This is a genomic window from Streptomyces sp. NPDC029296, assembly GCF_055569255.1.
Genome location: NZ_JBVHXT010000047.1, coordinates 46,226 through 72,939, shown reverse-complemented (window position 1 = coordinate 72,939; position 26,714 = coordinate 46,226). Strand labels below are relative to the sequence as shown.

The 26,714-nt window shown below is 69.7% G+C and carries 20 protein-coding genes and 1 pseudogene; 13 read left to right on the top strand and 8 right to left on the bottom strand.

Annotation, left to right across the window (positions count from 1 at the left end; genetic code table 11):
* The first annotated feature begins 277 nt into the window (after window positions 1–277).
* Window positions 278–589, top strand: coding sequence for a hypothetical protein (locus tag ACZ4W9_RS33265; RefSeq protein ID WP_467942085.1), 312 nt, complete (start codon window positions 278–280; stop codon window positions 587–589).
* Window positions 590–756: 167 nt separating this feature from the next.
* On the opposite strand, the gene ACZ4W9_RS33260 is transcribed toward ACZ4W9_RS33265, so the two are convergent.
* Entirely contained in the window at window positions 757–1,308 is a 552-nt protein-coding gene (locus ACZ4W9_RS33260; RefSeq protein ID WP_467942083.1) for a DUF5710 domain-containing protein, read from the bottom strand.
* A gap of 598 nt (window positions 1,309–1,906) precedes the next feature.
* Between ACZ4W9_RS33260 and ACZ4W9_RS33255 the strand changes: the two genes are divergently transcribed.
* The 4 genes from ACZ4W9_RS33255 (at window position 1,907) to ACZ4W9_RS33240 (ending at window position 6,751) form a co-directional block, all read left to right on the top strand.
* On the top strand, window positions 1,907–3,112 hold the full coding sequence (locus ACZ4W9_RS33255; RefSeq protein ID WP_467942081.1) for a S1 family peptidase: 1,206 nt from the start codon (window positions 1,907–1,909) through the stop codon (window positions 3,110–3,112).
* Between the two features lie 96 nt (window positions 3,113–3,208).
* Complete coding sequence (locus ACZ4W9_RS33250; RefSeq protein WP_467942079.1) at window positions 3,209–4,162, top strand: XRE family transcriptional regulator; 954 nt, start codon at window positions 3,209–3,211, stop codon at window positions 4,160–4,162.
* Window positions 4,163–4,775: 613 nt separating this feature from the next.
* On the top strand, window positions 4,776–6,260 hold the full coding sequence (locus tag ACZ4W9_RS33245; RefSeq protein WP_467942077.1) for a PP2C family protein-serine/threonine phosphatase: 1,485 nt from the start codon (window positions 4,776–4,778) through the stop codon (window positions 6,258–6,260).
* A gap of 8 nt (window positions 6,261–6,268) precedes the next feature.
* Window positions 6,269–6,751 (top strand): STAS domain-containing protein, encoded by a 483-nt coding sequence (locus ACZ4W9_RS33240; RefSeq protein ID WP_467942075.1) that lies wholly within the window; start codon window positions 6,269–6,271, stop codon window positions 6,749–6,751.
* A gap of 346 nt (window positions 6,752–7,097) precedes the next feature.
* Here the strand turns inward: ACZ4W9_RS33240 and ACZ4W9_RS33235 are convergent, their stop codons facing one another.
* On the bottom strand, window positions 7,098–7,331 hold the full coding sequence (locus tag ACZ4W9_RS33235) for an ATP-binding protein (RefSeq protein WP_467942091.1): 234 nt from the start codon (window positions 7,329–7,331) through the stop codon (window positions 7,098–7,100).
* A gap of 49 nt (window positions 7,332–7,380) precedes the next feature.
* Window positions 7,381–8,088 (bottom strand): MEDS domain-containing protein, encoded by a 708-nt coding sequence (locus ACZ4W9_RS33230; protein ID WP_467942073.1) that lies wholly within the window; start codon window positions 8,086–8,088, stop codon window positions 7,381–7,383.
* 297 nt (window positions 8,089–8,385) lie between these two features.
* Between ACZ4W9_RS33230 and ACZ4W9_RS33225 the strand changes: the two genes are divergently transcribed.
* Window positions 8,386–8,910 (top strand): hypothetical protein, encoded by a 525-nt coding sequence (locus ACZ4W9_RS33225; protein ID WP_467942071.1) that lies wholly within the window; start codon window positions 8,386–8,388, stop codon window positions 8,908–8,910.
* 532 nt (window positions 8,911–9,442) lie between these two features.
* Window positions 9,443–10,531 (top strand): hypothetical protein, encoded by a 1,089-nt coding sequence (locus ACZ4W9_RS33220; protein WP_467942069.1) that lies wholly within the window; start codon window positions 9,443–9,445, stop codon window positions 10,529–10,531.
* Window positions 10,532–10,988: 457 nt separating this feature from the next.
* Here ACZ4W9_RS33220 and ACZ4W9_RS33215 read toward each other — a convergent pair whose 3' ends face one another.
* Both ACZ4W9_RS33215 and ACZ4W9_RS33210 read right to left on the bottom strand, forming a co-directional pair.
* The gene (locus ACZ4W9_RS33215) at window positions 10,989–11,480 is read right to left on the bottom strand and encodes a hypothetical protein (protein ID WP_467942067.1); all 492 of its coding nucleotides are present in this window, start codon (window positions 11,478–11,480) and stop codon (window positions 10,989–10,991) included.
* Window positions 11,477–13,966, bottom strand: coding sequence for a molybdopterin oxidoreductase family protein (locus ACZ4W9_RS33210; protein WP_467942065.1), 2,490 nt, complete (start codon window positions 13,964–13,966; stop codon window positions 11,477–11,479). Before ACZ4W9_RS33210 ends, ACZ4W9_RS33215 begins: the two co-directional genes overlap by 4 nt.
* Before the next feature lie 318 nt (window positions 13,967–14,284).
* Between ACZ4W9_RS33210 and ACZ4W9_RS33205 the strand changes: the two genes are divergently transcribed.
* Complete coding sequence (locus ACZ4W9_RS33205; protein ID WP_467942063.1) at window positions 14,285–14,512, top strand: DUF5133 domain-containing protein; 228 nt, start codon at window positions 14,285–14,287, stop codon at window positions 14,510–14,512.
* Window positions 14,513–14,553: 41 nt separating this feature from the next.
* On the opposite strand, the gene ACZ4W9_RS33200 is transcribed toward ACZ4W9_RS33205, so the two are convergent.
* Window positions 14,554–14,886 carry a DUF3140 domain-containing protein gene (locus tag ACZ4W9_RS33200; protein WP_467942061.1) on the bottom strand — a complete coding sequence of 111 codons (333 nt, stop codon included), beginning with the start codon at window positions 14,884–14,886 and terminating at the stop codon, window positions 14,554–14,556.
* Window positions 14,887–15,158: 272 nt separating this feature from the next.
* Between ACZ4W9_RS33200 and ACZ4W9_RS33195 the strand changes: the two genes are divergently transcribed.
* The 4 genes and pseudogenes from ACZ4W9_RS33195 to ACZ4W9_RS33180 all read left to right on the top strand — a co-directional run bounded on the left by ACZ4W9_RS33195 (window position 15,159) and on the right by ACZ4W9_RS33180 (window position 21,112).
* Window positions 15,159–15,491, top strand: coding sequence for a plasmid stabilization protein (locus ACZ4W9_RS33195; protein WP_467942059.1), 333 nt, complete (start codon window positions 15,159–15,161; stop codon window positions 15,489–15,491).
* Between the two features lie 545 nt (window positions 15,492–16,036).
* Window positions 16,037–17,262, top strand: a pseudogene (locus ACZ4W9_RS33190) (PP2C family protein-serine/threonine phosphatase).
* Between the two features lie 130 nt (window positions 17,263–17,392).
* Window positions 17,393–19,237: a thiamine pyrophosphate-requiring protein gene (locus ACZ4W9_RS33185; protein ID WP_467942057.1), complete on the top strand. Its 1,845-nt coding sequence runs from the start codon at window positions 17,393–17,395 to the stop codon at window positions 19,235–19,237.
* A gap of 99 nt (window positions 19,238–19,336) precedes the next feature.
* Entirely contained in the window at window positions 19,337–21,112 is a 1,776-nt protein-coding gene (locus tag ACZ4W9_RS33180; RefSeq protein ID WP_467942055.1) for a glycoside hydrolase family 15 protein, read from the top strand.
* A 16-nt stretch (window positions 21,113–21,128) separates the two neighbouring features.
* Here the strand turns inward: ACZ4W9_RS33180 and ACZ4W9_RS33175 are convergent, their stop codons facing one another.
* Together ACZ4W9_RS33175 and ACZ4W9_RS33170 are read right to left on the bottom strand one after the other, a co-directional pair.
* A complete protein-coding gene (locus tag ACZ4W9_RS33175) occupies window positions 21,129–24,185 on the bottom strand; it encodes an FAD-binding and (Fe-S)-binding domain-containing protein (RefSeq protein ID WP_467942054.1) in 3,057 nt (1,018 codons plus the stop codon).
* A gap of 86 nt (window positions 24,186–24,271) precedes the next feature.
* Complete coding sequence (locus ACZ4W9_RS33170) at window positions 24,272–24,832, bottom strand: hemerythrin domain-containing protein (protein ID WP_467942052.1); 561 nt, start codon at window positions 24,830–24,832, stop codon at window positions 24,272–24,274.
* 197 nt (window positions 24,833–25,029) lie between these two features.
* Between ACZ4W9_RS33170 and qcrB the strand changes: the two genes are divergently transcribed.
* Window positions 25,030–26,694: a cytochrome bc1 complex cytochrome b subunit gene (gene qcrB, locus ACZ4W9_RS33165; protein ID WP_467942050.1), complete on the top strand. Its 1,665-nt coding sequence runs from the start codon at window positions 25,030–25,032 to the stop codon at window positions 26,692–26,694.
* Window positions 26,695–26,714 lie beyond the last annotated feature (20 nt).

Below are 26,714 nucleotides of genomic sequence, written 5' to 3'. Positions count from 1 at the left end.
CGACAGACGGGCACTCGGCCTGCCCATCAGCAGGCTCAGAACGCGAAACGGTCTGCCGACTCCGTCGGCAGACCGTCATGAAAGGCCGAGGCTAAAGTCGGGCCGCGTTGGCATCTGCAGACCTCTCCTGGGCACGGCTCTGATCACTCTCGTCACCGCGGGTTGCGGCGGGTCAGGATCGGATGGCCACGCCTCCCGCCCTGCGGACATCGCTCCGCCGAAGAGTGGCAAGGAACTCCCCGTCGCGATCACCTCTGCCGAGCCTGGACTCCTGACGGTGAAGACGCTGCTCGGCGCTCTGCCGCCGGAACCCGCCGACGACGCCGCGTTCACCGAACGGGTGCTGTGGACGATGCGCAAACGCACCGTGGCCATGGCTGGGATACCGGGCGGGACCACACGGTGCACCGTCACCTACAACGGCGTGAAAGTCCCCTGGTCCATCCGCTTCGGCGAGCCGACCGGTGACTTGAAGCCGTACAAAATGACCAACGGGGGCCGGGCCGTGCTGACGGCCAAGTCTGTCTACGGCACGTTCTGGAGAGAGCACAACCGGGTCGGCAAACACCTGCGCCGACGGCGCCCCTAGCGTCAAACGAGTGTCACGTCCCTTCTCAGCTGTTCGGGGATGGCTCAGGGACCAGGCCGACGACGACAACGGGGCTCTACTCACACTGGGGCGGGGCGGAAGCCCGTCAAACGCGTTGATGCGTGTCCGAGTCGCCCCGCAGCGCTGACCGTCGTACTGGCGGCCGCTCAGGACAGAGGCGGCAGCCATCGTGCCGCCTGTTCACGACTGACTCGGTCGGCGTCGGCGTACCACTGCCGTCGCTGAGCGTCCCAGCGTGCGCCGAGCAGCCGTTTGGCCTCGTCCTTCTCCGCGTACGGGACGTTCAAGTACAACCGTCGCCCGCCGGAGGCCGTGGCGGAAGCGTCCGGCTGGCGGGACGACCGCGGATTCCAGGCGGCCCGTTCCTTGCGGGCCCGTTCGATCACGCGGCCCACGGGCTCACACGCGGAGGGGTCGGTGAGGCGCATCATGAGATCCGTCGGACCCGAGTTGGCCAGCAGGTTGAGCGATCCGTGCCACAGCACGGTGGCGTCCAGGATCAGCACGTTCTCGTGCATGCGCTCGCGGAACTCCACCTGGCAGCCGGCACCTCGCAGTTGCTCGACCAGGCCACGGACGCGTTCCACCGCCGCGTCCGTGGTCTGCTCCTTGGGCGGACGGGTGCGGACGGTCACCTTGACGCCGTCGGCCACGCGCTGTGCCAGCCGGGTCGACCAGGTGCGTACCGGGGCCGTCACCGCGCAGCTCCGCGGCGACTTCCAGGCACGCCGCGGTCACCAGGTCCTTCACCGGATACGGCAGCGCCGCTCCCTCGCTCAACCCCGCCCCCGTCGGCTACGAGAAGACTTTCGTCATGCCTGTCTCAGGAAGAGCGACTTCAAGCATGCGGAACACCCGAACGAGCCTTTCCGGCCATGCAGGAGATTCAGCAGAAGAACCGATCATTACCGTGGAGCGGTCATAAGCCGCGAAGTAAAGCTTCTTGGCCATACGACCGGTGCCGGGGCGCCCGGCTCGGGACGGTGGAGTCGCCGTACGGGCACGACGGCTTCCTGATCGAGACGGAGCAGGTGGCGGGGCACGGCCGCGCGTTGCCGACCTGACCCGTGATCACGATCGCGCTCAACAGTTATGCGCACCTCTGTGGAAAACGGAACGCCGAATGCGCCTTGAACAACACGGCGCGTTCGAGCCAGAGTTCGTGACGGCGGCGCTCCCCCATACGCCGCCGGAACGGCATGGCACGTACCGCCGACGGCTCGTCCGGCGTCTCCTGAAGGCCCTGCGGGCCACCCCACCGGGCGGACGTGTCATGCCCATGCAGAGAGGACAGTTGTGCGCGTTTCCCGTATATCCCTGGCGGCCACCGCGATCGGCACCCTGCTGGCGGCCGCCGTCGCCACGGGCGTCGCCGAGGCCACGCCCGCTCCCACCGCACCCCGCTACGCGCCGGCGATGGTCGCCGCTCTGGCCCGGTCCCTCGGCGTCGACGAGGACGCCGCCGTGGCCCGGCTCGACCACCAGGCCACCCAGCAGAACGAACTGACCGCACTCGGCCGCGCGGGTGTGGCGACGGACGGCGCGTGGTTCACTCCCGACGGCACGCTGACGGTGAACGTCTCCTCCGCCGCCGCGGCCGCCGAGGTCAGAGACCACGGCCTGGCGGCACGCGTGCCACAGCGCGGCCGGCACGCCCTGGACCGCATCAAGGCGTCCCTCGACGCCCGGGCCCTGCGCGAGGTCCCCGACGGCGTCACCTCGTGGTCGGTGGACCTGCCCAGCGACACCGTCACCGTGCACGTCGCCCCCGGCCGCACGTCCGCGGCGGCCGAGTCGTTCCTCGCGGACGCGGCCTCCCGCGGCGACGCGGTGCGGATCCTGCACGACGGACAGCGCCTCGCCCCCCAGGCGACCGTCTACCCGGGCAGCAGGATGACGTGGACCAACAGCGGCGGCAGCTGGGTCTGTTCCGTCGGCTACGGCGCCCACGACTCCTCGGGCCGCCAGTACCTCGTGAGCGCGGGTCACTGCGTGGCCGACCTCACGGACCTGTACTACGGCACCGCGCACTTCGCGAAGGGTGTCCACAGCCGTTACGCACTGGGCCGGCGCAGCGTCGACATGGGCATCGCCCAGGTCGACCCGGACGACACCATCACCACCCAGGTCGGGACCTGGGGCACCGGAGCGAACGTCGCGGTCAAGGGCAGCAGGCGTGCGGCCCCCGGCGCCGCCCTGTGCAAGTCCGGCCAGACCACGGGATGGACGTGCGGCGCGGTGAGGTCGTACAACGTCTCCGTCACCTACATCGACGAGCACGGCGGCCCCGACACCGTGGTCACCGGTCTGGCCAGCTCGTCGGTGTGCACGCAGGGCGGTGACAGCGGCGGTGCCTACATCTCCGGCGACCAGGCCCAGGGCATGACCTCGGGCGGCCCCACCGGCCAGCAGTGCTCGGGCACCCGTTCCAGCGGCTCGTCGTACTTCCAGCCCCTCGACGACGCGCTGTCCTACTACGGTCTGACGCTCAACACGAACTGAGCACCACACCGGACGCACCACGGCGGGCCCGCCCCCCGCGGGCCCGCCGCGTATGATCCCGCCCCACAGGACGCGCACCAGCCTGGCGGAGGTGTCATGAGAAGGCCGCACGAAGCCGACGAGGGCGCCCCCTCCGCGGCCGCGCATCCCGCCACCGGCCCCGCCGCGCCCTTCGCCGCGGTCTTCCGGGACGCCGTCCAGCGGCGCGGACTCTCCCTGGACCGGGTGCGCGAGCGACTGGCCACGCAGGGGATCAGCATCAGCCTCGCGACCCTCAGCTACTGGCAGCGTGGACGCAGCCAGCCCGAACAGGCCCACTCGCTGCGGGCCGTGGACGCCGTGGAAGCCATTCTCGACCTGCCGCCGGGCACCCTGAGATCCCTCATCGGACCGAGCCGCCCCCGCGGCCGCCCCACCGGGCAGGCCCCTGGACCGGACGTCTCACGCCAGGTGTTCGGGCGGCAGTCCCACATCGAACGCGCCCTGGGCCCGACGTTCCCCAGGTTCAACGACGACCTGGTCTCCCTGACCATTCACGAGACGGTGCGGTTCGACGAACACCGCCGGTTCCGGACCGTCACCGTGAAACAGGTGGTGCGGGCGACACGTGACGGTGCGAGCCGCATCACCGTCGTGCACGACGAGATAGCCGCGGAGCATGCCGCCTTCACCGCCCACTGCGGGCGGCTCGGCGTCGTGCGGCGGCTGCCCGAGCTGCGGACCGTCGTCGCCGAGGTGGAGTTCGGCCGGCATCTCGCCCGAGACGAGACGGCACTGATCTCCTACACCTTGCGGTACGGCCCCGAACCGGCGGCATCCCCGGCTCACCACGAGCGGCGGCTGCGCACGAGCCCGCACGAGTTCCTGCTGCACCTGTGTTTCCACCCCGACGCGCTGCCGTCGAGCTGTCACCGCTACTCGAGGGAGCGGATCGGCGGCCTCAAGCGCTCCGAGCGCCGCACCGCCCTCGACGTGTCCCACACGTCGCACATGCTGCTGCACCGCTGCCCGCCCGGCGTGTACGGCATGTCCTGGGAGTGGCCCGCCTGACCCCCTCCAGCGCCGGTGGCACGGGGCCGGCGGTCTTGCCGTCCGGCTCTCACGGCGTGAAGACGACCTTCTCGTCCCATCGTCAGCGCCCCTTGCCGACAGGCTCCAGAATCGCCACGCACTCCACGTGATGCGTCATCGGAAAAATATCAACATCCGCCAGTCACGGAGAAGCCCAGCTCAGAGGCCCTTTTTGGGTCCTGAGCTGCCTTGAGTGAACGTCCGGAGCGTCAAACGAGCATCACGCCGACGGTCGAGCCCATGACACAGGAGGCTTCGGCGACCAGCCTGGCCATAGAGCTCGCGTCCACGCCGAGCGGCCTCTCGGAAGCAGCGCCGGGGACCTTGCCCTGCAGCGGGTCCAGGGGCACGGTCGCCTCTCAGCCCTGCGCAGCGCGGAAGAGCTGTGCGTCGCCCAGCCCGGCCACCCGCTCCCTCCCCTTCACCGCCGGCCCCGCGACGAGAACGCGATGCGGAGGGCTCGCGCATCTCAAGGGAGGCCGCGGCCGGGTGCCCGGCTGACGGGGGAATTCGCGTTCGTGTGTGTGGTCGATTTAGGCTGCGCCGGGTCGTGCCGTTCACGGCGGCAGCCCATCGACGGAGAGGAACGCTGATGATGCAGCAGGCATCGGCTACCGACCCGGCTCCCGGGCGCCGCCCCGAGCTGGTCCCGGACCCGGATATGGAGGCGGCCCGTATCGCGGCGGTGCGCCGCTACGACATCCTCGACACTCCCCCCGACGGGGCGTTCGACCGGGTGGCGGCGATGGCCGCCCGACTCTTCGATGTGCCGGTGGCGACCGTCACGATTGTGGATACCGATCGCATCTGGTTCAAGGCCGCCCACGGCCTGGAGGGTGTCGCGGAGATCGGTCGTGATCCGGGCCTGTGCGGCTCGGCGATCCTGCGCGATGACACGATGGTGATTCCCGACACTCTCCAGGACCCCGTCGCGGTGGACAATCCGCTGGTCGCTGGAGAGATGGGGGTGCGCTTCTACGCCGCCGCACCGATCATCACTCCGGATGGGCACCGGCTGGGCACAGTCAACGTCCTCGACACCCGGCCCCGCTCGATCACCGAGGAGGACACTGCCACTCTTGCCGATCTCGCCGCGATCGTGCTGGACGAGATGGAGCTGCGGCTGTCGGCGCTGCGTGCCCTGCGCGACGAGCAGGCCCGCCGGGAGGCGGAGAGGCGGCATGCCGAGGCGGAGCGGGCGCGGGCCGAGGCGGAACGGGCGGCGCGGGAGAAGGCGGAGCAGGACAAGGCCGCCATCGCCGCGTTCGCCTCCACCCTCCAGCGCACCCTTCTGCCTCCGGCCCTTCCCGTGGTGCCGGGCCTGGAACTGGCCTGCCACTACCGCACCGCCTCGGTCCACGACGTGGGCGGCGACTTCTACGACGTCTTTCCTCTCGACGGTGACCGGTGGGCGTTCTTCCTCGGTGACGTGTGCGGCAAAGGGCCCGAGGCGGCGACCGTCACCGCCCTGGCCCGCCACACCTTGCGCGCCGCGGCCCAGATCAACGCCGATCCCGTCACGGTGCTGAGCGCGCTCAACACCGTGCTGCTCACCGACGTGGCCGCCGGCCACCGCTTTTGCACCGTCCTCTTCGGCCTCCTGGAGCCCCGGGAGGACGGCGGCTTCACCGTCACCGTCGCCACCGGCGGCCACCCGCCGGCCTACCACGTGCGCCCCGACGACAGCGGTGCCGTCTGGGTGCGGGCCGTACGCCCCCAGGGCGGGATGCTCGTCGGCGCCTTTCCCCAGGCGCCCTTCGTCCAGACCACGTTCTCGCTGACGGCCGGGGAGAGCCTGTTCCTCTACACCGACGGGCTGACCGAAGCCCGTAATACCGAAGGCGTCATGCTCGGAGAGGACGGCCTGACCGGCTTCCTCCACCAGCGCACCGGGCCCGTCACCGCCACCTCCCTGGTCGAGGACAGCATCACCTTGCTGGCCTCGCTGCCCGACGGAGCCGGTGACGACGTGGCTCTGCTGGCCCTGTCCGTACCCCACCCTCACACCACACCCGACGGCGGTGTCGCCGCCACCGCCCACACCGCCGCCGCGCCCGACCACTTCGGCCAGGAGTGACGACCGACGTGACCGACACGCTGCAGCTGACCGTCCAGCACCCAGGCCCCGGCCTCGCGATCGCCACAGTCCTCGGTGACGTGGACACCCGCACCGCGGACACCCTGCGCCGCGAAGCCTCGGGAGTCCTCGAGCGAGGATGTCCGCATCTGGTTCTGGACCTGTCGCAGGTCGGCTTCTGCGACTCCGCCGGTTTGAGCGCGCTCATCGGCCTCTGGCACACCGCCCAGGCGGTAGGTGGTGCACTCGGACTCGTCAACGTGCCCGACCGCCTGATGCGGATGCTCGTCCTCACCGGTGTCGACGCAGTCCTGCCGGTCCATGCCACCGCCGCCGAAGCAGTCACCACCATGACCGCCGGCCTGTTCACCAGCGCGGGCGAGCACGGCTCAATCACCCGCGCTTCCGAGGGCGGCGGGAGCGATGAGCCGACCGGGGTGCAGGGCTCGACCTGCGACAGCGCTCACAATTCCTCTGACGAACTGAGCTGATCCCTTCCCTGGAGACGTTGGCCCCGGCTGTGGCCAGGTGCTGCCCGTCACCATGGTGTCGGGCGTGACGGCGTGCGCATGATCCAGGCAAGATGCCTTCTGGCAGCGGCGTGGTTCGCGGCGCGGGTTGCCGTCCGCCCTCAAGGACCGTCCCCATTGAACCCGGTGGCCCGGAACTGTCGACGTGCTGCTGACGGAAGACGGGGCGGATCTGCGAGTCAGGGTGCCGCCGTATCCGAGGCATCCGTTGCCCGCCGGGCTTATTCGGCGTCGTGACGCTTCATGTCCAGGCGGCTGCCCGGCAACCGCCCGTCGCTGGTGGCGATCGGCGTGGAGCAGGATGGGGTCAGGACGACGTGTCCGTCACGGCGCACCGCTCAGTCCAGCGCCAGGTGCATACCACGATCAGGCCCGACGGCGGGGTGCGCATCTCGACCAGGTCGCACAACTGGTGCATCATCCAGACGCCACGGCCGCCGGCCGGGGACAGCGGATCGGGACGGCGTCGGCCGACGAGCGTGTCCGTGAGCCGTCCGCGGTCCCTCACTTCGGCGATCAGGGTGCCGGCCGTGCGCCACAGCCGCAGAACGCCCTGCCCTCCGCCGTGTCGGACCGAATTGCCGCTGGTCTCATGGAGACAGTCCGGACGTCAATGCCCAGCGCCCCGCGGTGTCACGGACATCGGCGAGGTCCTGCTCCGTGAAATGCAGGACGAGTGGATCCGTCGGCTCCTCCAGGGACCTGTCGCAGTCGCCGCACACTGTCTGCGGGTCCTCGTAGCGCGGGCTGTGCAGGTAACCGTCCGTGTGTCCGACAACCGGGTGCGTGCGGTGTGCCTCTGCCAGCGCCCGCTCCGGCAGGGCGGTGTCGTAGGGGCACAGGATCGTGACAGGCCGGCCGGCGAACGCCAGGTTGATCAGCGCCTCGTGGCGAGTCGCTTCTCGTGCCTCCGCTTCGGTGAGCCCGACCCACATCGGTTCGCTCACGATGGACGGCGGCCGTTGAGGGTGCCGGCCGGTCGCCTCCATCCGGATGAACTCGCCCACGCCTTGGAGGTAGTCCTTCTCCGTGGTGTAGAAGAGAGCAGGGTGGTGGAAGACCGGATCGTCCCGGCTCGCCGCCGACGTCGGTGCTCGCGGCAGGACACCGCCTTCCAGGCCGGCTACCTGCGCGACCGATCTCGGGCCGTGCAGGTGCGCCGCCTGATCGTGGAGAGTGTCTCCGACAGCATCCATCAAGGGGTGATCGCCATGTTCCCCCTCCGGTTCCTTCAACCGACAATGCCCCAGGACGGCATACTGCCCAACAGCGTCGGTGGCGAGCCACTGATTGATCAAAACCGGCTACTGTAACTGGCGGGAATCTGCCTGCTCTTGTTTCGTTCGAGTGGATTGACAGCGGTGTTGCGTTGCGCTTGGTGGCGGCTTGCCCGAGACCGTCGGTTGCTCGCCGGCGATAGCACATGGCTCACTTCATAGCGGCTATCGCCGCCGCACTATGCGAGCCCACGCGGCTCGCCTCGGAGCGTACGCGACACGCACCCCGGCGGTCACTCATAGGCAGAATCCGCAAGCTGGTTGACCAAGACCGTTCTTCCCCTCGGCCACGTAAGCGCCGCTTCTACGCTGACCGTCATGCGCGAAGTCGAATACCGGAGCAGCGGGGTTCCCTTGGAGGAGTACGAACTCACCCGCAGGGACCACCGCCGCCAGAAGCAGAGCGAGGAGAGCAGCGTATCGATTCGACGCCAGGTCGAAGAGGACAATCCCAAATGCCGGGCAGACCCAGCGATGGCAGAGCGCCGCCGCCAGGCGTTCGAGAACCTCGCGAAGCTGATGCAGTCCTTCAAGAAGGCCGACCACGAGATCATGCGGTGGCGTGTCCGGCTGTACTGCGGCCACATCATCGAGACGGAGGCGCATTACACGTACACCGACCCCATCGATGCTGGAGGGTCCTGGAAGCAATGCCCTGAGTGCGGAGGTCCCCGGCAAACGATCGTGGCCTTCGAACCCATCGGATTGCGCGGTGAGCCACCGGAACCCACGGTCCCCACACCTCCGCCGCCCCCGAAGAAGCCGACACGAGCCGAACTCGAACGACGCGTTAAGACGCTGGAGAAGGAGAACGAACGCTTGCGCGCGAAGTTCAGTGGCTGAAGGTCCCGGCCGAAGCCATTGGGCTGACTCGCCAGCAGGTCACGGAGGCCGAGTTGACGACAACGGTGAAGACGCCGCCCGCGCGGGCATAGACATGGTCCACGTCACCCCGCTCGTTTGAGCAAATTTTTTCGAACCACCCATCGATGACGAACGGAACTGACAACATGCCGTCGTCGTACGTCAACCTAGAGTCGAAGGCGGACCATTGGAACGGCAGGTCAATGAGCGGCAACTGTCGGTGCTGCAGTGGGTGCAAGACGGGTGCCCTGCCGGCGTTTGGGAGACCAGCTCCTACAAGAGCACCTGTCAGGCACTGCAGAACCGGGGCCTGGCCACGGTTTCCCGGAAGGCCGGGCAATGGAGCGTCACCCTGACGAGTGCTGGCCGGCACTACCTGGCGCACGGCGCGTACCCTCCCCGCGGGTCACACCCGCCGAAGACCCAGGCCGCCGCTCCACGACCCCAGTCCACCCGAGCGCAGGAAACTCCGGCCGCTGGGCGGAGGCCAAGCTCTCCATCACAGCCTCGGGTGACGTTCACGGAGCAGCTGCTGCAAGAGCTCGCGGAGGCCGGCGGCAGAATCGTCAAGAGCGGCAGCGGTCCGGACTTGGAGAAGTGGCCATCCCGCGTCGCCGCGGCACGCAGGTCCGGAAAGATCCCGGAGACGAAGGAGCTGTACGGGGGCTGGTGCCAGGGTGGGTACGAGATCAAGCTCGTCGACATCCCCGCCTGGCGCCTCGCCGTCCTCGACCCCGTCCCCGTTCCCTCCCGGCTCACGCGGCCGCACACCGTGGTCCGGGCCATGCAGAACGAACAACAGCCACTGGGCCTCACGAAGCCCGTCCAAGGACGTGCCCTCCGGCTCGTCCAGGCGCTGATCATCGCTGCCGAGACCGAAGGACATTCCAGCTCGGCAGGACAGACCGGCTTCACGCCCCCGTCTCATCGCCGTCGTAGGGCATCTCCCCACTTCACCATCACCGCACAGGGCCAGACTGTGGGGTTCCTTGTCCTCCAGGAGCAAGACCGGACCGAGCACGTCGCCACTGAGAAGGAACTCACCGCGGCCAAGAAGGACTCCTGGGTCAGGATCCCCCGCTTCGACTACACCCCGTCCGAGCGTCTCCGCTTCGTCCTCAGCGGCGGCCAACCGCATCGGGCCAGCGAATGGTCCGATACCCCCGGCCACCCCCTGGAAGACCAGCTCGCCGAGATCGCCCAGGAGGTCACCCTCCGCGGCGAAGCCGCCGAACGTAGACGCCTGGACGAGATCGAAGTGGCACGCCAGAAGCGCATCCGCTGGGAAGCCGCCATGGAAGAAGCCCGAATCCGGTACGCCGAGGCGTACCGCGTCAGGCACTTCGAGGCGCAGGAAACGGCATGGCGCCGCGCCACCCGACTGGCGGAGTACGTGAGCGCTGTACGCACCCGGGTCGAGGCCATGCCCCCAGGCCAGACCCGGACCGAAGCCGAAGCCTGGATCGACTGGGCAGCAGCCCGCGTGGAGCGCCTCGACCCACTGAATACACCGCCCCGGCTGCCCGACATTCCCGAGCCACGCCCCGACGACCTGAAGCCCTTCCTCGGGCACTGGAGCCCCTACGGCCCCACCTACTGACGCCCGCTCCGCCACACGTCCGGCCCGTCGAAGTACGGCAGCAGCGCGCCTGCCACCGCAACCAGCGGCGGGCGCCGTAACCCGGCGGATTCTTTGCCAAGTTCCCGCAAAACCAGCCCACGGAAGCGCGCCTCCCAGCCAACGTGACCTGCGCGATCAGCCATGTGACGCCCCGTCAGAACGAGCGTCGTTTCAGCGTCACGAGCGTCATTTCAGCGTCAAGATATCGCCCGTAACGCCCACACCACACATAATGCGCACGGGAGAAACCGCAGGTCAGGAGCCCTTCGCGGCCGGTTCAAGGATCGCCACGCACTCCACATGATGCGTCATCGGAAACAAGTCACCCTGAAAGCAGGTAAGAAAATCTGCAGGTCAGACGTGCTTTTTCGACCCCGTACGCGGGCCGTTCGGCACGCGGAGCGTCAAATGAGCGTCACGGCAGGGAGGCCCGGTCTCACAGGCTGGTCAGGACTTGTGGGGCCAAGACCTTGATCATGGTGTTGCTCCAGCGCATCTGCCGCAGGGTCGCCGGGTGACACTCGGAGGCCAGGCCGAGGAGTTCGTCGTCCTTGGTGGCCTGTGCGGCCTGGGCGAGCATCTCCCAGTGCACGGAGTTCTCCGCGGCGCCGAGATGGAGCTCTCGCAGGTCACGCAGGAGCAGCAAACCGGGCTCGGGGCGGTGGACCAGCGCCTCGGCCGCCTTTTTCCTGAATGCGGACAGCAGGTGCGGGAAGGGTGTGCCGGGGAAGTCGCGGAGGTTCAGGCCGTGGCGGTCGGCGGTGACGGACAGGCGTCGGGCGTGTTCGCGGGACCAGCCGGCCAGGTCCAGGGCGACATGGTGCACCTCGTGATCGGTGCGGTGGCGCTCGGCCACGGCCGTCAACTGACCGGCCAGGTGCTTCTCACCGTGGTAGAGGACGCGCAGGGCGAGGTTGACGCCGTTCACGGTGCCTCCTTCCGGGGGCTGTCCCACGTGGCGTCGGCCGACTGGGTGACGAGGGCGGACCGGCCGCCGGTCGTAGGGGGCACGGCGCCTGGTGACACGGGAGCGGACGCGGTGGTCGTGGGTGCGGGAGCGCTCGTGCCGTCGTCGCGTGCCACGAGGCGCAGCGCGGCCACGGCGGCCTTGAACAGTGGCTGCTTGGAGACCGGGTCCCAGTCGGTGATGGTCGTCTCGTTCGCCGCCCGCCCGGGGCTGTCCGGGTCGGGGGCGTGCCCGCCCGCGGTGTCCCAGTAGCCGTAGTGGAAGGGGACGAAGAGCAGCCCCGGGCGGATGCCGGTGACGCGCAGCCGCCCGCGCAGGGTGCCGCGAGGTGTGCTGACGTCCACCAGGTCTCCTTCGCCGAGTCCGAGCGCGGTCGCGTCGGAGGCGGCTGCCTCGACCCATACGTCGGGGGCGGCCGCGTTCAGCTGGGGTGCCCGGGCGGTCTTGGTGCGGGTGTGGAAGTGGTAGAGGGTGCGGCCCGTGGTCAGCTGGAACGGATAGTGCTCGTCGGGGAGTTCGTGCGGCGGGATGTAGTCGGCCGCCTTGAGCATGGCCCTGCCGTCGGGGTTAAGGGAGCGGTACTCGACGGCCTCCTGGGCGGCGCCGGTCACCAGGTCCTTGCCGTAGGACTCGCACGCGTCCGGGTGTGCCCAGGTGATGTCGTCGGTGTAGAGGCGCTCGGTGCCGTCGGGGGCCTGGTCGTTGCACGGCCATTGGATGCCGCTGCCGCCTCGGAGCTTGTCGTAGTCCAAGCCGGTGTAGTCGCACGGGCGGCCCGCGCTGCACCGTTTCCACGCCTCGAACGCCGCCTCCGGGTCGTGCCAGGTGATCAGCGGCCCGCCGTCCTTGTCGCGGAAGTCCATCCGGGCCGCGTAGTCGAGGAAGATGTCCAGGTCCGGCCTGGCCTCGCCGGGCGGCTCGACGGCCTTGTCGGACAGGTGCACCGTGCGGTCGGCGTTGGTGAAGGTGCCGGTCTTCTCGCCCCAGGTCGCCGCCGGGAACACCACGTCGGCCAGCTGGGCGGTCTCGGTCAGGAACAGGTCCTGTACGACCACGAAGAGCCGGTCCTGTCCGAGGATCGAGCGGACCCGGGACAGCTCGGGCAGGGACACGGCCGGGTTAGTGCCGCTGATCCACAGCATCCGGATGGATCCCTGCTCGGCGTAGCGGAACATCTGCATCGCGTGGGTGGGCGGCGCGTAGTGCGGGATGGTCTTCGGGTCGACGTTCCACACGCGGGCCAGGTCGGCGACGTGGCTGTCGTTCTGCCAGTTGCGGAAACCGGGCAGGTCGCCGTCGGCGCCGCATTCGCGGGTGTTCTGGGCGGTGGGCTGGCCGTTCATCTGCAGGATGCCGGCACCGGGCCTGCCGAGCATGCCGCGGATCAGGTGCAGGTTGTTGATCTGGACGGCCGCCGCGGTGGCCTGGTGCGACTGGTAGACGCCTTGCAGCACCGTGGACAGCAACCGGTCCGCCGTCCCGAGGACCTCCGCGGCCTCACCGATCCGCGCGGCCGGCACGTCACAGATGCCGGCCGCCCATGCCGGGGTGCACTTCTCCACCCGTGCGGCCAGTTCCGCGAAGCCGACCGTGTGCGCCTCGATGTAGTCGTGGTCCACCCGGTCCGTGCGGATGATCTCGTGCAGGAGAGCGTTGAGCAGGGCGATGTTCGTACCCAGGCGCGGGGCCAAGTGCACGGCCGCCCGGCGCGCCACCTGCGTGGGCCGGGGGTCGACACACAGCAGGCGGGGCGGGTCGCCGCCCGCCAGCCGGTCCAGGACGCGCATCCACTGCACGGGCTGGGTCTCGGCGAGGTTGTGCCCGAACAGCGCGATCACGTCGGCGTGGTCGATGTCGTCGTAGCAGCCGGGCTGCCCGTCACAGCCGAAGGACTCCTTCAGCGCCTCGGCGGCGGTGGAGGTGCACAGCCTGGTGTTGCCGTCCAGGTGGTTGGTGCCGATCCCGGCCCGGGCCAGCACGGCGAGGGTGTAGTACTCCTCCAGGAAGAGCTGCCCGGTGGTGTAGAAGCCGATCGACCCCGGGCCCCGCTCGTCCAGCAGCTCCCGGGAGCGCGCGACGACGCGCGACATCGCGGTGTCCCAGTCGCACTCCACCAGCCGACCGTCGCGCCGGATCAACGGCCTGGTGAGGCGGTCCGGTGAGGCGTTGGCCTGCCAGGCGAAGAGGTCCTTCGGCCCGAGCCGCCCGTGATTGACCCGGTCCTGAGCCCGACCGCGCACCCCGGCCATCCGCCCGTCCACGACGGCGACGTCCATGGCATCCCCGTCGGAATGGAGGATCGACGCGGTCTGCACCCACCGCTCCACCTGCTCCGGGTCCACACCCTCGGCCAGGTAGGTGTCCACGCGCGCGGGCCACGGCTCGTGCCGCCCGTACGGAGTACGCGCGCCCCACGGCTGCGCGATCCGGTCCACCGATGCCTCCACGCCTGCCTCCCAGCGCCCGACGCGGTCACTGCGACTCCTGATGCGCCGCGCGCTCTCAGTACCCCATGCGTGCGGCGGCTAACGGACGACTTCACTCCTCGTGTCCCCTGCGCAGTGCCTGGGAGATGAGCCGCATCCGCCCGGTCGCAGAGGCCGTCGCATCGGCGCGACAATGACGTACGGGAGTTCCCGCGGGCGATGTACGACCACAAGGTGCGCGGAGTCTTGTGACAACAGGTGCGGGATTGGCGGCCTGGACCCGGGGAAAACGGGTGGGTGTACATCCCATTCAAGTTGTGGCGACAAGGGAGATCCCCGATGCTCATGGCGCACCCGGTCGTGCTGGAGAACCTGATCGAGCAGTACGAGACGCTGCATGTGCTCTGCGCCGAGAACGGCAGCGAGGAAGCACGACGGCGCCTGGACGACGTCACCTACACCCTGTGCGTGTCCACCGGCACTCGCGACATCGACTCCGCCCTCGTCGCCGCGCGTCACCGGCTGCCCGAAGCCCGCCGCACGCACACCTCGCTCCTCACCGTCTGAGAGGGCCCCCACCGCGACTCCTCGCACGGCGACCGGCCCGGTCATTTCAGAGGATCATGACCCCAGTTCATCAGCGAATACCGCCACCGCGTGTTTCGGACATCACCCGAGGGCCGCTGAGCGAGGTGCCGTCGGACGTAACCGGCCACCTTCCGCATATGCTGGTAGTCGTCGTCCGACAGGTCGCCTTTCTTCGTCCGCAGTACCTCCAGAATGCGGCGGACGGAGGCATGCCCCGTGGACTCGCCACCGTCCTTGTGCTGTCCGGCGCTCTGCGACTCCTGCGAGGCCAGCCATTTCTCCAGTTCGGCCGGCGTCATATTCACCAGCTCGCGGAACGCGTCCGAAAATTCTTTCCGCTCGGCGTCCTGCATACCATCACCCCTCTCTTCTCGTGGCAGGGCGGGCCTCGCACTGCTCTTCCAGGGTGTGGGCAGCATGTCCGCGCCGCAGTCCGGGGGTGGACGAGTCGGGAAGACTCGCACGGCCGGAAGTGCTCGCAGACCGCGGTGGGGCGAGGCCGTCGCTGACGGAACTCCGTGATCGCGGAGCCGTTTCTCCGTCCGCGCCGGGGAAACCCGCACGGGGCTCATCGAGCCGACGGGCTCACCGGAAACTCCACGCCTGCACGGGAAGGAAAGTGATCATGCCCGCAGGATCAAGCTCGAAGCGGGAGCGTCAATACGAGCACATCAAGGACAGCGCCAAGGGGCGCGGAGCATCCGAGGGGCGGGCCAAGGAGATGGCCGCCAGGACGGTGAACAAGGAGCGCGCCCGTTCCGGAGAGGCGAAGTCCGCGAGCAGCGGTTCAACCAAGGGAAAGTCGCCGTCCCAGCGCGGCGGGCAGAGGTCCGGCGGCTCCGGAAGCGGAGGTTCGGGCCCGACCCGCGACCAGCTCTACCAGGAAGCGAAGAAGAAGGGCATCGAGGGCCGGTCGACCATGAACAAGGATCAGCTCGCCAAGGCCCTGGGCCGTTGAACACCTCCTGCGGCGCTCCGGCGCCGCAGGAGGGCATGGAGGTCCGGTTCTGTGGAGTGGCTGCTCGCACGGGCGCCGATGACCCCGCACCGTCCGTGGGCGCACCGACCTCGCCGTCACTGATGGCCGCCATCACCGGCCCGCTGTGCCGACCCGCTACGTCGCCCTCCGGCGATTTCGGACCGCGCGGACACCCGAGGCTGCGCACCGGCAACCGACACACCGGAAGACGCGAACGCCTTCGCCGACGTCGCCATGTGCAGGATCCGGTCGTACGCATCCTGGATCTTCGGTTCCAGCGCGCCGTCCAGGCGGACATCCCCCAGCCCCCATGCCGCAGGACGGCCTTTCCTTCCAGCCCGGTTCAAGCGGACGGGATTCACTCGTCCGTCGCGTGCTGCGGGCAGCCACCGGACGGCGGTGGCCCCACATGCGCCCGGACGCGGATTTTTCGCCACCTCCCCCCGCTCTGCCGAGAGAATCACGCCGCATCGTGACTCCCGGGGTTTTCGGGAAAGAAGTGCAGGGGATCCAGGGAGGCTGATGTGGCGGATGACCGGTTCGGTCTGGATGAGGTTCTCGCAGCGGCAGAGGAAGCCGCACCCGTAGAGTCGCTCGACGTCGTCGCGCGCAACCTGCGTGACCGGTTCGGCGCCATTGACGTGTCTTCCTCTTCCTGGCCCTGGCCGGGCAGGAACTGGTCCGGCTGATCGGAACCGACGCATCCCAGGGTGGGGAGAAAGCCGACCGGGTGACGTTGGACGGCAGCCTCCATGACGAGGTGTTGCGCACCCAGAGACCGATAGTGACACCCGACGAGGAAGGCGAGCGGGTGATCGCGCCGGTCACCAACCGCGGTGACGTCATCGGGGTCCTGGAGCTGGCCCTGCCGCGTGTGGGCGAGGGCGTACTGGATCAGATCGCGCAGGCAGCGCACGCTCTGGCGTACATCATCGTCACCGACCGCCGTTTTACTGACCTTTACCATTGGGGCCGACGGACCACACCGGTGAGTCTGGCCGCCGAGATCCAGTACCAGCTCCTGCCCACCGCGTCCTGCTGCGAGGCCGATCAGTACACCCTGGCCTGCGCCCTGGCCCCCGCCGACGACATCGGCGGCGACACCTTCGACTACTCACTCGACCACGACACCCTGCACCTGTCCGTCACCGACGCCATGGGGCACAACGTGGACTCCGCCCTGCTGGCCACCATCGCGGTCAACGCCTCCCGCGGTGCCCGCCGTGCTGGGTGCGACCTGGCCGAACAGGCGCGTCAGACCGACCAGGCCATGCTCGACCACGGTCGTGGCGCCTGGGCCACCGGCCAGTTGCTCCGCATCGGCCTGGACGGCAGCGGTGCCCAGTTGGTCAACGCCGGCCATCCCTGGCCACTGCGTCTGCGCGACGGCACCGTCGAGGAGATTCGCTTGCGGGTCGACCTTCCCTTCGGGGTGCACGCTCCCACGCCCTACCAGGCCCAGAGCATCGACGTACGCCCCGGTGACCGGCTCCTGCTGTACACCGACGGCGTCCAGGAACGTGCCGCCCAAGCCGTCGACCTGCCTGCTCTCCTGCTCGACACTCGCCGTCTGCACCCGCGCGAAACAGTGCGGGCCGTGGTCGGCGCCGTCCTGGAGGCGTGTGAGAACCGCCTCCGGGACGACGCCACGGTCGTGTGCCTGGACTGGCACGGTGACCAAGCCCGCAGTAGTACCTGGGCCGCAACGGTGCCGGGCCGCCTCCGTGGACGCCCGTCTCCGCCGAGGTGAGCGGAGCGGGTGTTTCCTCTCGTACACGCCAGGTTACCCATGCACTGACCTGTCGCCCAGGATCTCGGGATCCACGGGTCGGCCCGCCCGAACAGCCGCCTCAGCAGGCGTGATGAGGAATGGAGTGTCCATGGCCAGTACGAAGGTGTCCGATTACATCCTCCAGAGGCTGCGCGAGTGGGACGTCGACCATGTCTTCGCCTACGCCGGCGACGGCATCAACGGCCTGCTGGCGGCCTGGGGACGGGCGGCGAACAAGCCGAAGTTCGTCCAGGCCAGGCACGAGGAGATGGCCGCCTTCCAGGCCGTCGGGTACGCCAAGTTCTCCGGCAAGGTGGGCGTGTGCGCCGCCACTTCCGGGCCGGGCGCGATCCACCTGCTGAACGGGCTCTACGACGCCAAGCTGGACCACGTGCCGGTGGTGGCGCTGGTCGGGCAGACGAACCGCAGCGCCATGGGCGGCTCCTACCAGCAGGAGGTGGACCTGGCCAGCCTGTACAAGGACGTCGCCTCGGAGTTCTGCGAGACGGCGACGGTGCCGGAGCAGCTGCCGAACCTGATCGACCGGGCCTTCCGCACCGCGTACGCCAAGCGCACGGTCACGGCGATCATCCTGCCGGCCGACGTACAGGAGCTGGACTACTCCCCGCCCACGCACGCCTTCAAGATGGTGCCCTCCAGCCTCGGCCTGAGCCGGTACGCGTCGGTACCCGCCGACGAGGAGATCGAGCGGGCCGCCGAGGTGCTGAACGCCGGCGAGAAGGTCGCTGTCCTGATCGGGCAGGGAGCGCGCGGGGCCAGGGCCGAGGTGGAGCAGCTGGCGGACGTGCTGGGCGCCGGCGTGGCCAAGGCGCTGCTCGGCAAGGACGTGCTGCCGGACGACCTGCCCTACGTCACGGGCTCGATCGGCCTGCTGGGCACCCGTCCCTCGTACGAGCTGATGCAGGAGTGCGACACCCTGCTGATGATCGGCTCCAGTTTCCCGTACACCCAGTTCATGCCGGACCTGGATCAGGCCCGCGCCGTGCAGATCGACATCGACCCGCACATGATCGGCCTGCGCTACCCCTTCGAGGTGAACCTCGTCGGCGACTCCCGCGAGACTCTGCGGCGGCTGCTGCCGCACCTGGGCCGCAAGAAGAACCGCAAGTGGCGCGAGGGCATCGAGAAGAACGTCTCCCGCTGGTGGGAGGTCATGCAGCGGCGCGCCGCCGTGGAGGCCGACCCGGTCAACCCCGAGTACGTGGTGCACGCCCTGGACGGCAAGCTGCCCGACGACGCCATCGTCACCTCCGACTCCGGCTCCGCCGCCAACTGGTACGCCCGGCACCTGCGTTTCCGCGGCCGGATGCGCGGCTCTCTGTCCGGCACGCTGGCCACCATGGGCCCCGGCGTGCCGTACGCCATCGGCGCCAAGTTCGCTCATCCCGACCGTCCGGCGATCGCCCTGGTCGGCGACGGCGCCATGCAGATGAACGGCATGATGGAGATGGTCACCGCCGCCAAGTACCACCGGGAGTGGTCCGACCCGCGGCTGATCGTCGCCGTTCTCAACAACCGTGACCTCAACCAGGTCACCTGGGAGATGCGGGCCATGTCCGGCGCGCCGCAGTTCGAGGAGTCACAGCACATTCCCGACCTGCCGTACGCGGAGATCGCGGAGCGTATCGGCCTGGACGGGGTGCGGGTGGACAAGCCCGAGGATGTGGAGGCCGCCTGGGACCGGGCGCTGGCCGCCGACCGGCCCTTCGTCATCGACTTCCGCACCGACCCGGCCGTGCCGCCGATCCCGCCGCACGCCTCACTGGACCAGATCGAGGCCGCGGCGTCCGCCATCCTGCACGGCGACAGCGACCGCGGCTCCATGATCAAGCAGGGGTTGAAGGCCAAGGTGCAGGAGATGCTGCCCGGCAGCCGGCATCGCGACGACCGTCCGGGCGCCGGCTCTCACGACAGCACGGAAGGGAACAGGTGACGCGGACGGGCTCCGGACCGGGCGTTTTGCGACGGCCCGTCGTGGAACGCCCGGCTTCTCGCCTGTGACCTCCTGGCCGTATAGCACCGGGTGAAGGACATGACCGACCGCGTGGACAAAGCCGTCGAGAGCCCGTGGGTGCTGCGCGACTACGCCCTGATCGCCGACGGAGAGCGTGGCGCCCTGATCGACCCCCGTGGCGGGATCGCCTGGCTATGTGCCCCCAGTTGGCACAGCGGTGCCGTCTTCTGCGGTCTGCTCGGCGGTCCGGGCCACTACCGGGTCCGCCCCGCGGACCCCTGGAACGTGTGGGGCGGCTACTACGAAGACGGCACCCTCATCCGCGTCAACCGCTGGGTCACGTCCAGCGGCATCATCTCCTGCCGGGAGGCGCTGGCCGTGCCCGCGGAGACCGGACGCGTCGTACTGCTGCGGCAGATCCGGGCCGTCCGCGGCGCGGCCTCCGTCGGCGTCGATCTCGACGTACGCGCCGAGTACGGGCGCCGGGCCATGACGGACGTCCGCCGCGCCGACGTCGTCTGGCGAGCCCGTAGCGGATCGCTGCACCTGCGGCTCGCCGGTGCGGACGATCTGCGGCCGTGCCGGGACGGCGGGCTGCGCGGAGAGCTGTGCCTGCCGGAGGGCGCGGCCCACGACCTCGTCCTGGAGATCGCCGCCGAGCCGCAGAACACCCCGCTGCGCCCCCGCGCTCTCTGGGAGGCCACCCAGCGGTGGTGGAAGGCGGCCGTACCGGATTGCTCGGACACCGCGGCGCCCCGCGATACCCGGATGGCGTACGCCGTCCTCAACGGGCTGACCAGCACCAAGGGTGGCATGGTCGCCGCAGCCACCACGTCGCTGCCCGAACGCGCCGACACCGGACGGGACTACGACTACCGCTACGCATGGATCCGCGACCAGTGCTACGCCGGCATCGCGGTCGCCGCGCACGGCCCCCACCCCCTGCTGGACCGGGCGGTGCGCTTCGTCGCCGACCGCGTCCTGGAGGACGGCGCGCGGCTGCGTCCCGCCTACACGGTGGGCGGCCGGGCGCTCCCCGCGGAGCACACCTTGCCGCTCGTCGGCTACCCCGGCGGCGGTGACCGCACCGGAAATCGCGCCGGCCACCAGTTCCAGCTCGACGCCTTCGGCGAGGCCCTCCAACTCTTCGCTGCCGCCGCCCGTCACGATGCCCTGGACGAGCGGTCCGCCAAGGCCGCCCAGCTGGCCGCCGAAGCCGTCGCCGAACGCTGGACGGAGCCGGATGCCGGGCTGTGGGAGCTGGACGACCGCTGGTGGACGCACTCCCGGCTGTCCTGTGTCGTCGGTCTGCGAGGACTGGCCCACCACATGCGCACCCGGGCCTCGGCCGACTGGTCCCGGCTGGCGGACCGCGTCCTGGACACCACCCGGGCCCGCTGTCTGCACCCCGACGGTCACTGGCAGCGTTCCGCCGACGACGCCGGCCCGGAGGCGGCCCTCCTGCTGCCACTGGCCCGCGGTGCCGTGCCGCCCACCGACGCCAGCCTCCGGCTCACCCACGGGCAGGTCGTGCGGCGCCTGGCGGAGGACGGGTACGTGTACCGATTCCGCCACGGGGACGAGCCACTGGGGGACGCGGAAGGGGCGTTCCTGCTGTGCGGCCTCATGACGGCACTGGCCGCCCACGCGCAGGGGCACACGGCGGAGGCGTTGCGATGGTTCGAGCGGACCAGGTCCGCCTGTGGGCCGACGGGGCTGTTCGCCGAGGAGTACGACGTCGCGCAGCGTCAGCTGCGCGGCAACCTTCCCCAGGCGTTCGTGCACGCTCTGCTTCTGGAGTGCTCGGCGCGGTTCGGCGAGGGCCCGGAAGGCGGCGCCCGCGCCGGGTGGTGAACCGCCGGCGGCGCGGTTACTGGTTGCGCGGACGGCCGAGGCACCGCGCCGCGGCCAGCACCGCCAGGACCGTGCCAGCCGCTCCGGCCGCGCCCAGCGGCAGCAGGGCGCGCTTGCCAGGGGCTTCGGGCCGTTCCGGTGCGGCTTGCTGGTCCTTGAGCCCGGCCGCCAGTACCTCCGCCAGGTGCAGTGGAGTGCGGCCGGTGTCGGCCTGTTCGACCTGGGTGCGGCAGCTGAAGCCGTCCGCGAGCACCAGCGTCGCGTCGTCGGCGTCGCGCACGGCGGGCAGCAGTCCGGCTTCGGCGCAGGCCATGGACACGTCGTAGTGCCCCTTTTCGAAGCCGAAGTTGCCGGCCAGCCCGCAGCAACCGGCGTCCAGGACGTCGGCGTCGACCCCGGCGCGCTCCAGCAGCTTCCGTTCGGCGTCGAAGCCCATGACCGCGTACTGGTGGCAGTGGCGCTGGACCACAGCGCGTGCGTCGACGCGCGGCGGCCGCCAGTCCTCGGCGCGCTCGACGAGGAGTTCGGCCAGGGTCCGGGTCTGCTCGCGCAGCCGCCCCACGTCCGGATCCTTCGGCAGGAGTTCGGCCGCGTCCGAGCGGAACACCGCCGTGCAGCTGGGCTCCAGGCCCACCACGGGCGTGCCCCGGCGCAGGTCCTCGCGCAGGACGTCGATCGTGTGGCCGAGCACGCGTTTGGCGACGTTCAGCTGGCCGGTGGAGATCCACGTGAGTCCGCAGCACACGGCCCCGTCGGGCACCTTGACGCGGAAGCCGGCCGCTTCGAGGACCTCCACGGCGGCCTTCCCGATCGCGGGGTGGAAGTGGTCGGTAAAGGTGTCGGGCCACACCACGACTTCGCCCCGGTGCCCTTGCCCGCGCGGTCCTCCCCGCTCCCGCCACCAGTCGGTGAAGCGTTGCTCGGCGAAGACGGGCACGTCACGCTCCTGAGCGACACCACCGAGAGCCTTGGCCACCCGGGCCACCCAGGGAACCGACACCAGCGCATTGACCGTGCGCGGGGCGAGCGCGGCCAGCCGGGCCACCGCCGGGAGCCAGCCCATCGAGTAGTGCGCGAGAGGGCGCAGCCGTCCCTTGTAGTGGTGGTGCAGGAACTCCGCCTTGTAGGTGGCCATGTCGACGTTGACGGGGCAGTCCGTCTTGCAGCCCTTGCAGGCCAGACACAGGTCGAGGGCGTCGTGCACCTCGTCGGACCGCCAGCCGTCCGTCACGGGTGAGTCGGCGTCGTTGTTGACCATCTCGAACAGCAACCGGGCCCGGCCCCGCGTGGAGTGCTCCTCCTCACGGGTGGCCCGGTAACTCGGGCACATCACCCCGCCCTGCGAGGAGCGGCACTTGCCGACACCCACGCACCTCGCGGCGGCCCGGCTGAACCTGCCGTCGTCGTGGGGGAAGGAGAAGACGGTCTCGGGTTCCCAGGGCAGGTAGTCCGCTCCCAGCCGCAGGTTCTCGTCGAGGCCGTACGGCAGGACGATCTTGCCGGGGTTCATCCGGTTGCCCGGGTCGAACAGTCCCTTCAGCCGCTCGAATCCCTCGATCAGCTCGGGCCCGAGCATCTTCACCAGCAGCTCGCCCCGCGACTGCCCGTCCCCGTGTTCGCCGGACAGCGATCCGCCGTAGGACACCACCAGGTCGGCGGCCTTCTCCACGAACGCCCGCATCCGGACGATGCCCTCCTCGGACTCCAGGTCGAAGGGGATGCGGGTGTGCACGCAGCCGTGGCCGAAGTGCCCGTACACGGAGGGGTGGCCGTAGTCGAACTCCTCGTACAGGTGCTTGAGGTCGCGCAGGTAGTCGCCGAGGCGGTCCACCGGCACTGCGGAGTCCTCCCAGCCCTCCCAGGTGTCGGGCTTGCCGGGAACGTGCGCGGTGGCGCCCAGACCGGATTCGCGTACCATCCACAGCTCGCGTACGTGCTGCTCGTCGTCGTACCAGGTGTGGTCGACGTCCTCCGGCTTGGCGTCGATCAGCGCCCGTGCCTTGGCGTCGGCCTCTTCGCGGGTGCCGGCGGTGAACTGCACCATCAGGTAGGCGCGGCCGTCCGGCAGCTCGTTCAGCGCCTCGGGGTTGAGGTGCTTGACCTGCTGGAAGTGGATCAGCTGGTGGTCCACGCCCTCCAGGGCGGCCGGTTCGTGCTCCAGGACCGCCGGTACGTGGTCGGCGGCCTGGCAGATGTCCTCGTAGCCGAGGACGACCAGAGTGGTGTGCTCCGGTACGGGAACGAGCTCCAGCTCCGCGCGCAGGACGGTGACCAGTGTGGACTCCGACCCGGTCAGCAGGCCGGCGACGTCGAAGCCGTGCTCCGGCAGCAGCGAGTCGAGGTTGTAGCCCGACACGCGCCGGGGAATGTCGGGGTAACGCTCCCGGACGAGGTGGGCGTACCGGTCCCGCAGGACCACCAGCCCCCGGTACAGCTCCGCTTCCCGCCCCTCGGCGCCGGTCAGCCGTTCCAGGTCGGCCTGGTCGGTGCGCCCGACCCACATGCGCGTGCCGTCGTAGGTGAGGACCTCCAGGCGGTGCAGGTTGTCCACGACCTTGCCGTACGCCTGGGCCGTCGACCCACAGGAGTTGTTTCCGATCATCCCGCCGATGGTGCAGTTCGGGTGGGTGGCGGGCCTCGGACCGTACTGCAGGCCGTAGGCGGCCAGCTGCCGGTTCAGATCGTCGAGGACGATGCCCGGCTCGACCACACACCGCCGGTTCTCGGCGTCCACCGACAGCAGACGGTTGCAGTACTTGCTCCAGTCCAGCACCACCGCGGTGTTGCAGCACTCCCCCGCCAGGCTGGTGCCGCCGCCACGCGACAGCAGCGGCGCCCCGTGTTCCCGGCACACCGCCACCGCCTCCACGGCCGCCTCCACCGTCCGCGGGACGACCACCCCGATCGGCACCTGGCGGTAGTTGGAACCGTCCGTCGAGTACGCCGCCCGTGAACCCTCATCGAACCGCACTTCCCCGTCGACCCGCGCGGACAGATCCCGTTCGAGGGCCTTCACATCGATCCGCGCCCGCGAGCGGGCCACGACGGGAAGGGGCAGGTCGACCGGTTCCATGGATGACACTCCACTGAGAGACGGATCGTGCGCAGCGGGACGTGGTCAGACATGCCGGGGCGGTGCACAACCCCGGTGTTGCCGGGTCAGTCCTTGCCCCGGCCGCTGAGGGCGTCCCTGATGCGGTCCACCATGCCCGCGCCGGGCGCCAGCAGCTTGTTGGCGGGCGGCGTGTCCGGGGCGGAGGGGTGCGGCCTGGTCGGGGCGGTCTTCTTGGCCTGGCGGACCTTGTCGCCCAGCTTCATCAACGCCTCCTCGGAGGCCGCGTCACGCAGCTGGGGGAAGAGGTTGTCCTCCTCGTCACGCACGTGGGAGCGGATCTCCGTCATCAGCTCGCCGATGAGCCGGTCGAACTCCGGATCATCCGCCTCGACACGCTCCAGTTCCTTCATGGTCCGCTCGGCCTCGGCGTGGTCCTCGATCTCCTTGTCGGCGACGCGATCGCCGCCGGGCAGGAACTCCCGGACAGCCGGGTAGAGGTAAGCTTCCTCGGCCACCGAATGCCGTACCAGCTCGATCACGGCCTGGTCGGCGTACTTCTTGCGCTGGGCGTCTCCCGGGGGCAGGGCCTCGATCTTCCCGAACAGTTCCTCCACCTCACGGTGGTCGGTGGTCAGTTCCGCGATGACGTCTCCGCCGTGACCCATGTGCGTCCCTCTCTCTTCCGCGCCGGCCGGACTACTCCGACCGTGTATCCCCGGCCTCGCGCACGCAAACGGGGGCGGGCATTCGGCCCACGAGGATCGGACGTGAGGACCGCACGGGCGGCACCGCGATGAAATATCGCCCTCGGGGTACGCCTGTCCTGACCCGGGTCCGCCATCGTCGTCGAGGGGTGTTGCGTGTGCTGCTGTCCCGAAGCAGAGCACGGCTGAAGCAGAGGGCCGCGCGGACGGCCGGAGAGGCCACGGCCTACCTGGACCGGCGTCTGCCCCTGCTGGACATCGCGAAGGGCACGCTGCGCAAGGCGTTCCCCGACCACTGGTCGTTCCTGCTGGGAGAGCTGGCGCTCTACAGCTTCGTGGTGCTGCTGCTCACCGGCGTCTGGCTGACCTTGTTCTTCGAGCCCGGCATGACCGAAGTGGTGTACCACGGCTCGTACGCGCAGCTGCGCGGCGTCCGGATGAGTGAGGCGTTCGCCTCGACCCTGCGCATCAGTTTCGACGTGCGCGGCGGTCTGCTGATCCGCCAGATCCACCACTGGGCCGCACTGGTGATGACCGCGTCCATCGGTGTACACATGCTGCGCGTCTTCTTCACCGGCGCGTTCCGCCGACCCCGGGAGGCCAACTGGGTGATCGGCCTGACCCTGTTCGTGCTCACCATCCTGGAGGGCTTCGCCGGCTACTCGCTCCCCGACGACCTGCTGTCCGGCACGGGGCTGCGCACCGCGCAGGGCTTCGTCCTGTCGGTGCCGGTCGTCGGCACCTACCTGAGCATGCTCCTCTTCGGCGGTGAGTTCCCGGGGCACGACATCGTCTCGCGGCTGTATTCCGCGCACATCCTGCTTCTGCCCGGCGCGCTGCTCGCCGGGGTCGTGCTGCACCTCGTCCTGGTGTTCCACCTCAAACACACCCAGTGGGCCGGACCCGGCAAAAGCAACCGCAACGTGGTCGGCAAGCCGATGTTCCCCCAGTTCGCGGTGCGCTCCCTCGGACTGATGGCCATGGTCTTCGGTGTCCTCGCCCTCCTCGGAGCGCTCGCGCAGGTCAACCCCGTGTGGATGTACGGCCCCTACCGGCCCGACCAGGTCTCCAGCGGCGCCCAGCCCGACTGGTACCTGGGGTTCATCGAGGGCGCGATGCGGCTCCTGCCCGGCTTCGAGACCCGGCTGTGGGGTCACACGATCAGCTGGAACCCGTTCCTGCCCGCCATCGTGTTCCCTCTGCTGTTCTTCCTCGTCCTCTATCTCTACCCCTTCCTTGAGCGCTGGATCACCGCAGGCAAAGGCGAGAAGCACCTGTGCGACCGGCCGCGCGACGTGCCCGTCCGCACGGCTCTCGGCGCCGCCGGTATTGCCTTCTACGGCCTGCTGCTGGCAGCCGGCGGGCAGGACGTCCTCGCGCACGTCCTCCACATCTCGCTCAACGGCCTCACTTGGGCCCTGCGCGTGGCCGTCGTCGCCGGCCCCCTCATCGTGTTCTGGCTGACCCGGCGGGTCTGCCTGGCGCTGCAGGACCACGACAGGACGCGCCTGCTGGAAGGGGACGAGACAGGCGAGGTGGGGCAGTCGGTGGAGGGAACGTACCGGGAAGGCCACACTCCCCTGCCCTCGGCCGCGCGGCACGTCCTGCTCCACCGCGACGTACCGCGTCCGCTGCCACCGCCGCCCGGGGGAGCCCGAGCGGGTCGGCGGAGCAGGTTCAAGTCCGCGCTCAGCGGCTGGTACTACGGCGACCGGGTGCCGTTTCCCAGCGGAGACGGCACCGGCCAGGAGGAAGAGCACCATCGAGAGGAGGCCGACCGGCTCGTGAGGCGTGCGAGAAGCTCTGCGGTCAAGCGTCGGTAGCCGGCATTTGGATCCGCGGA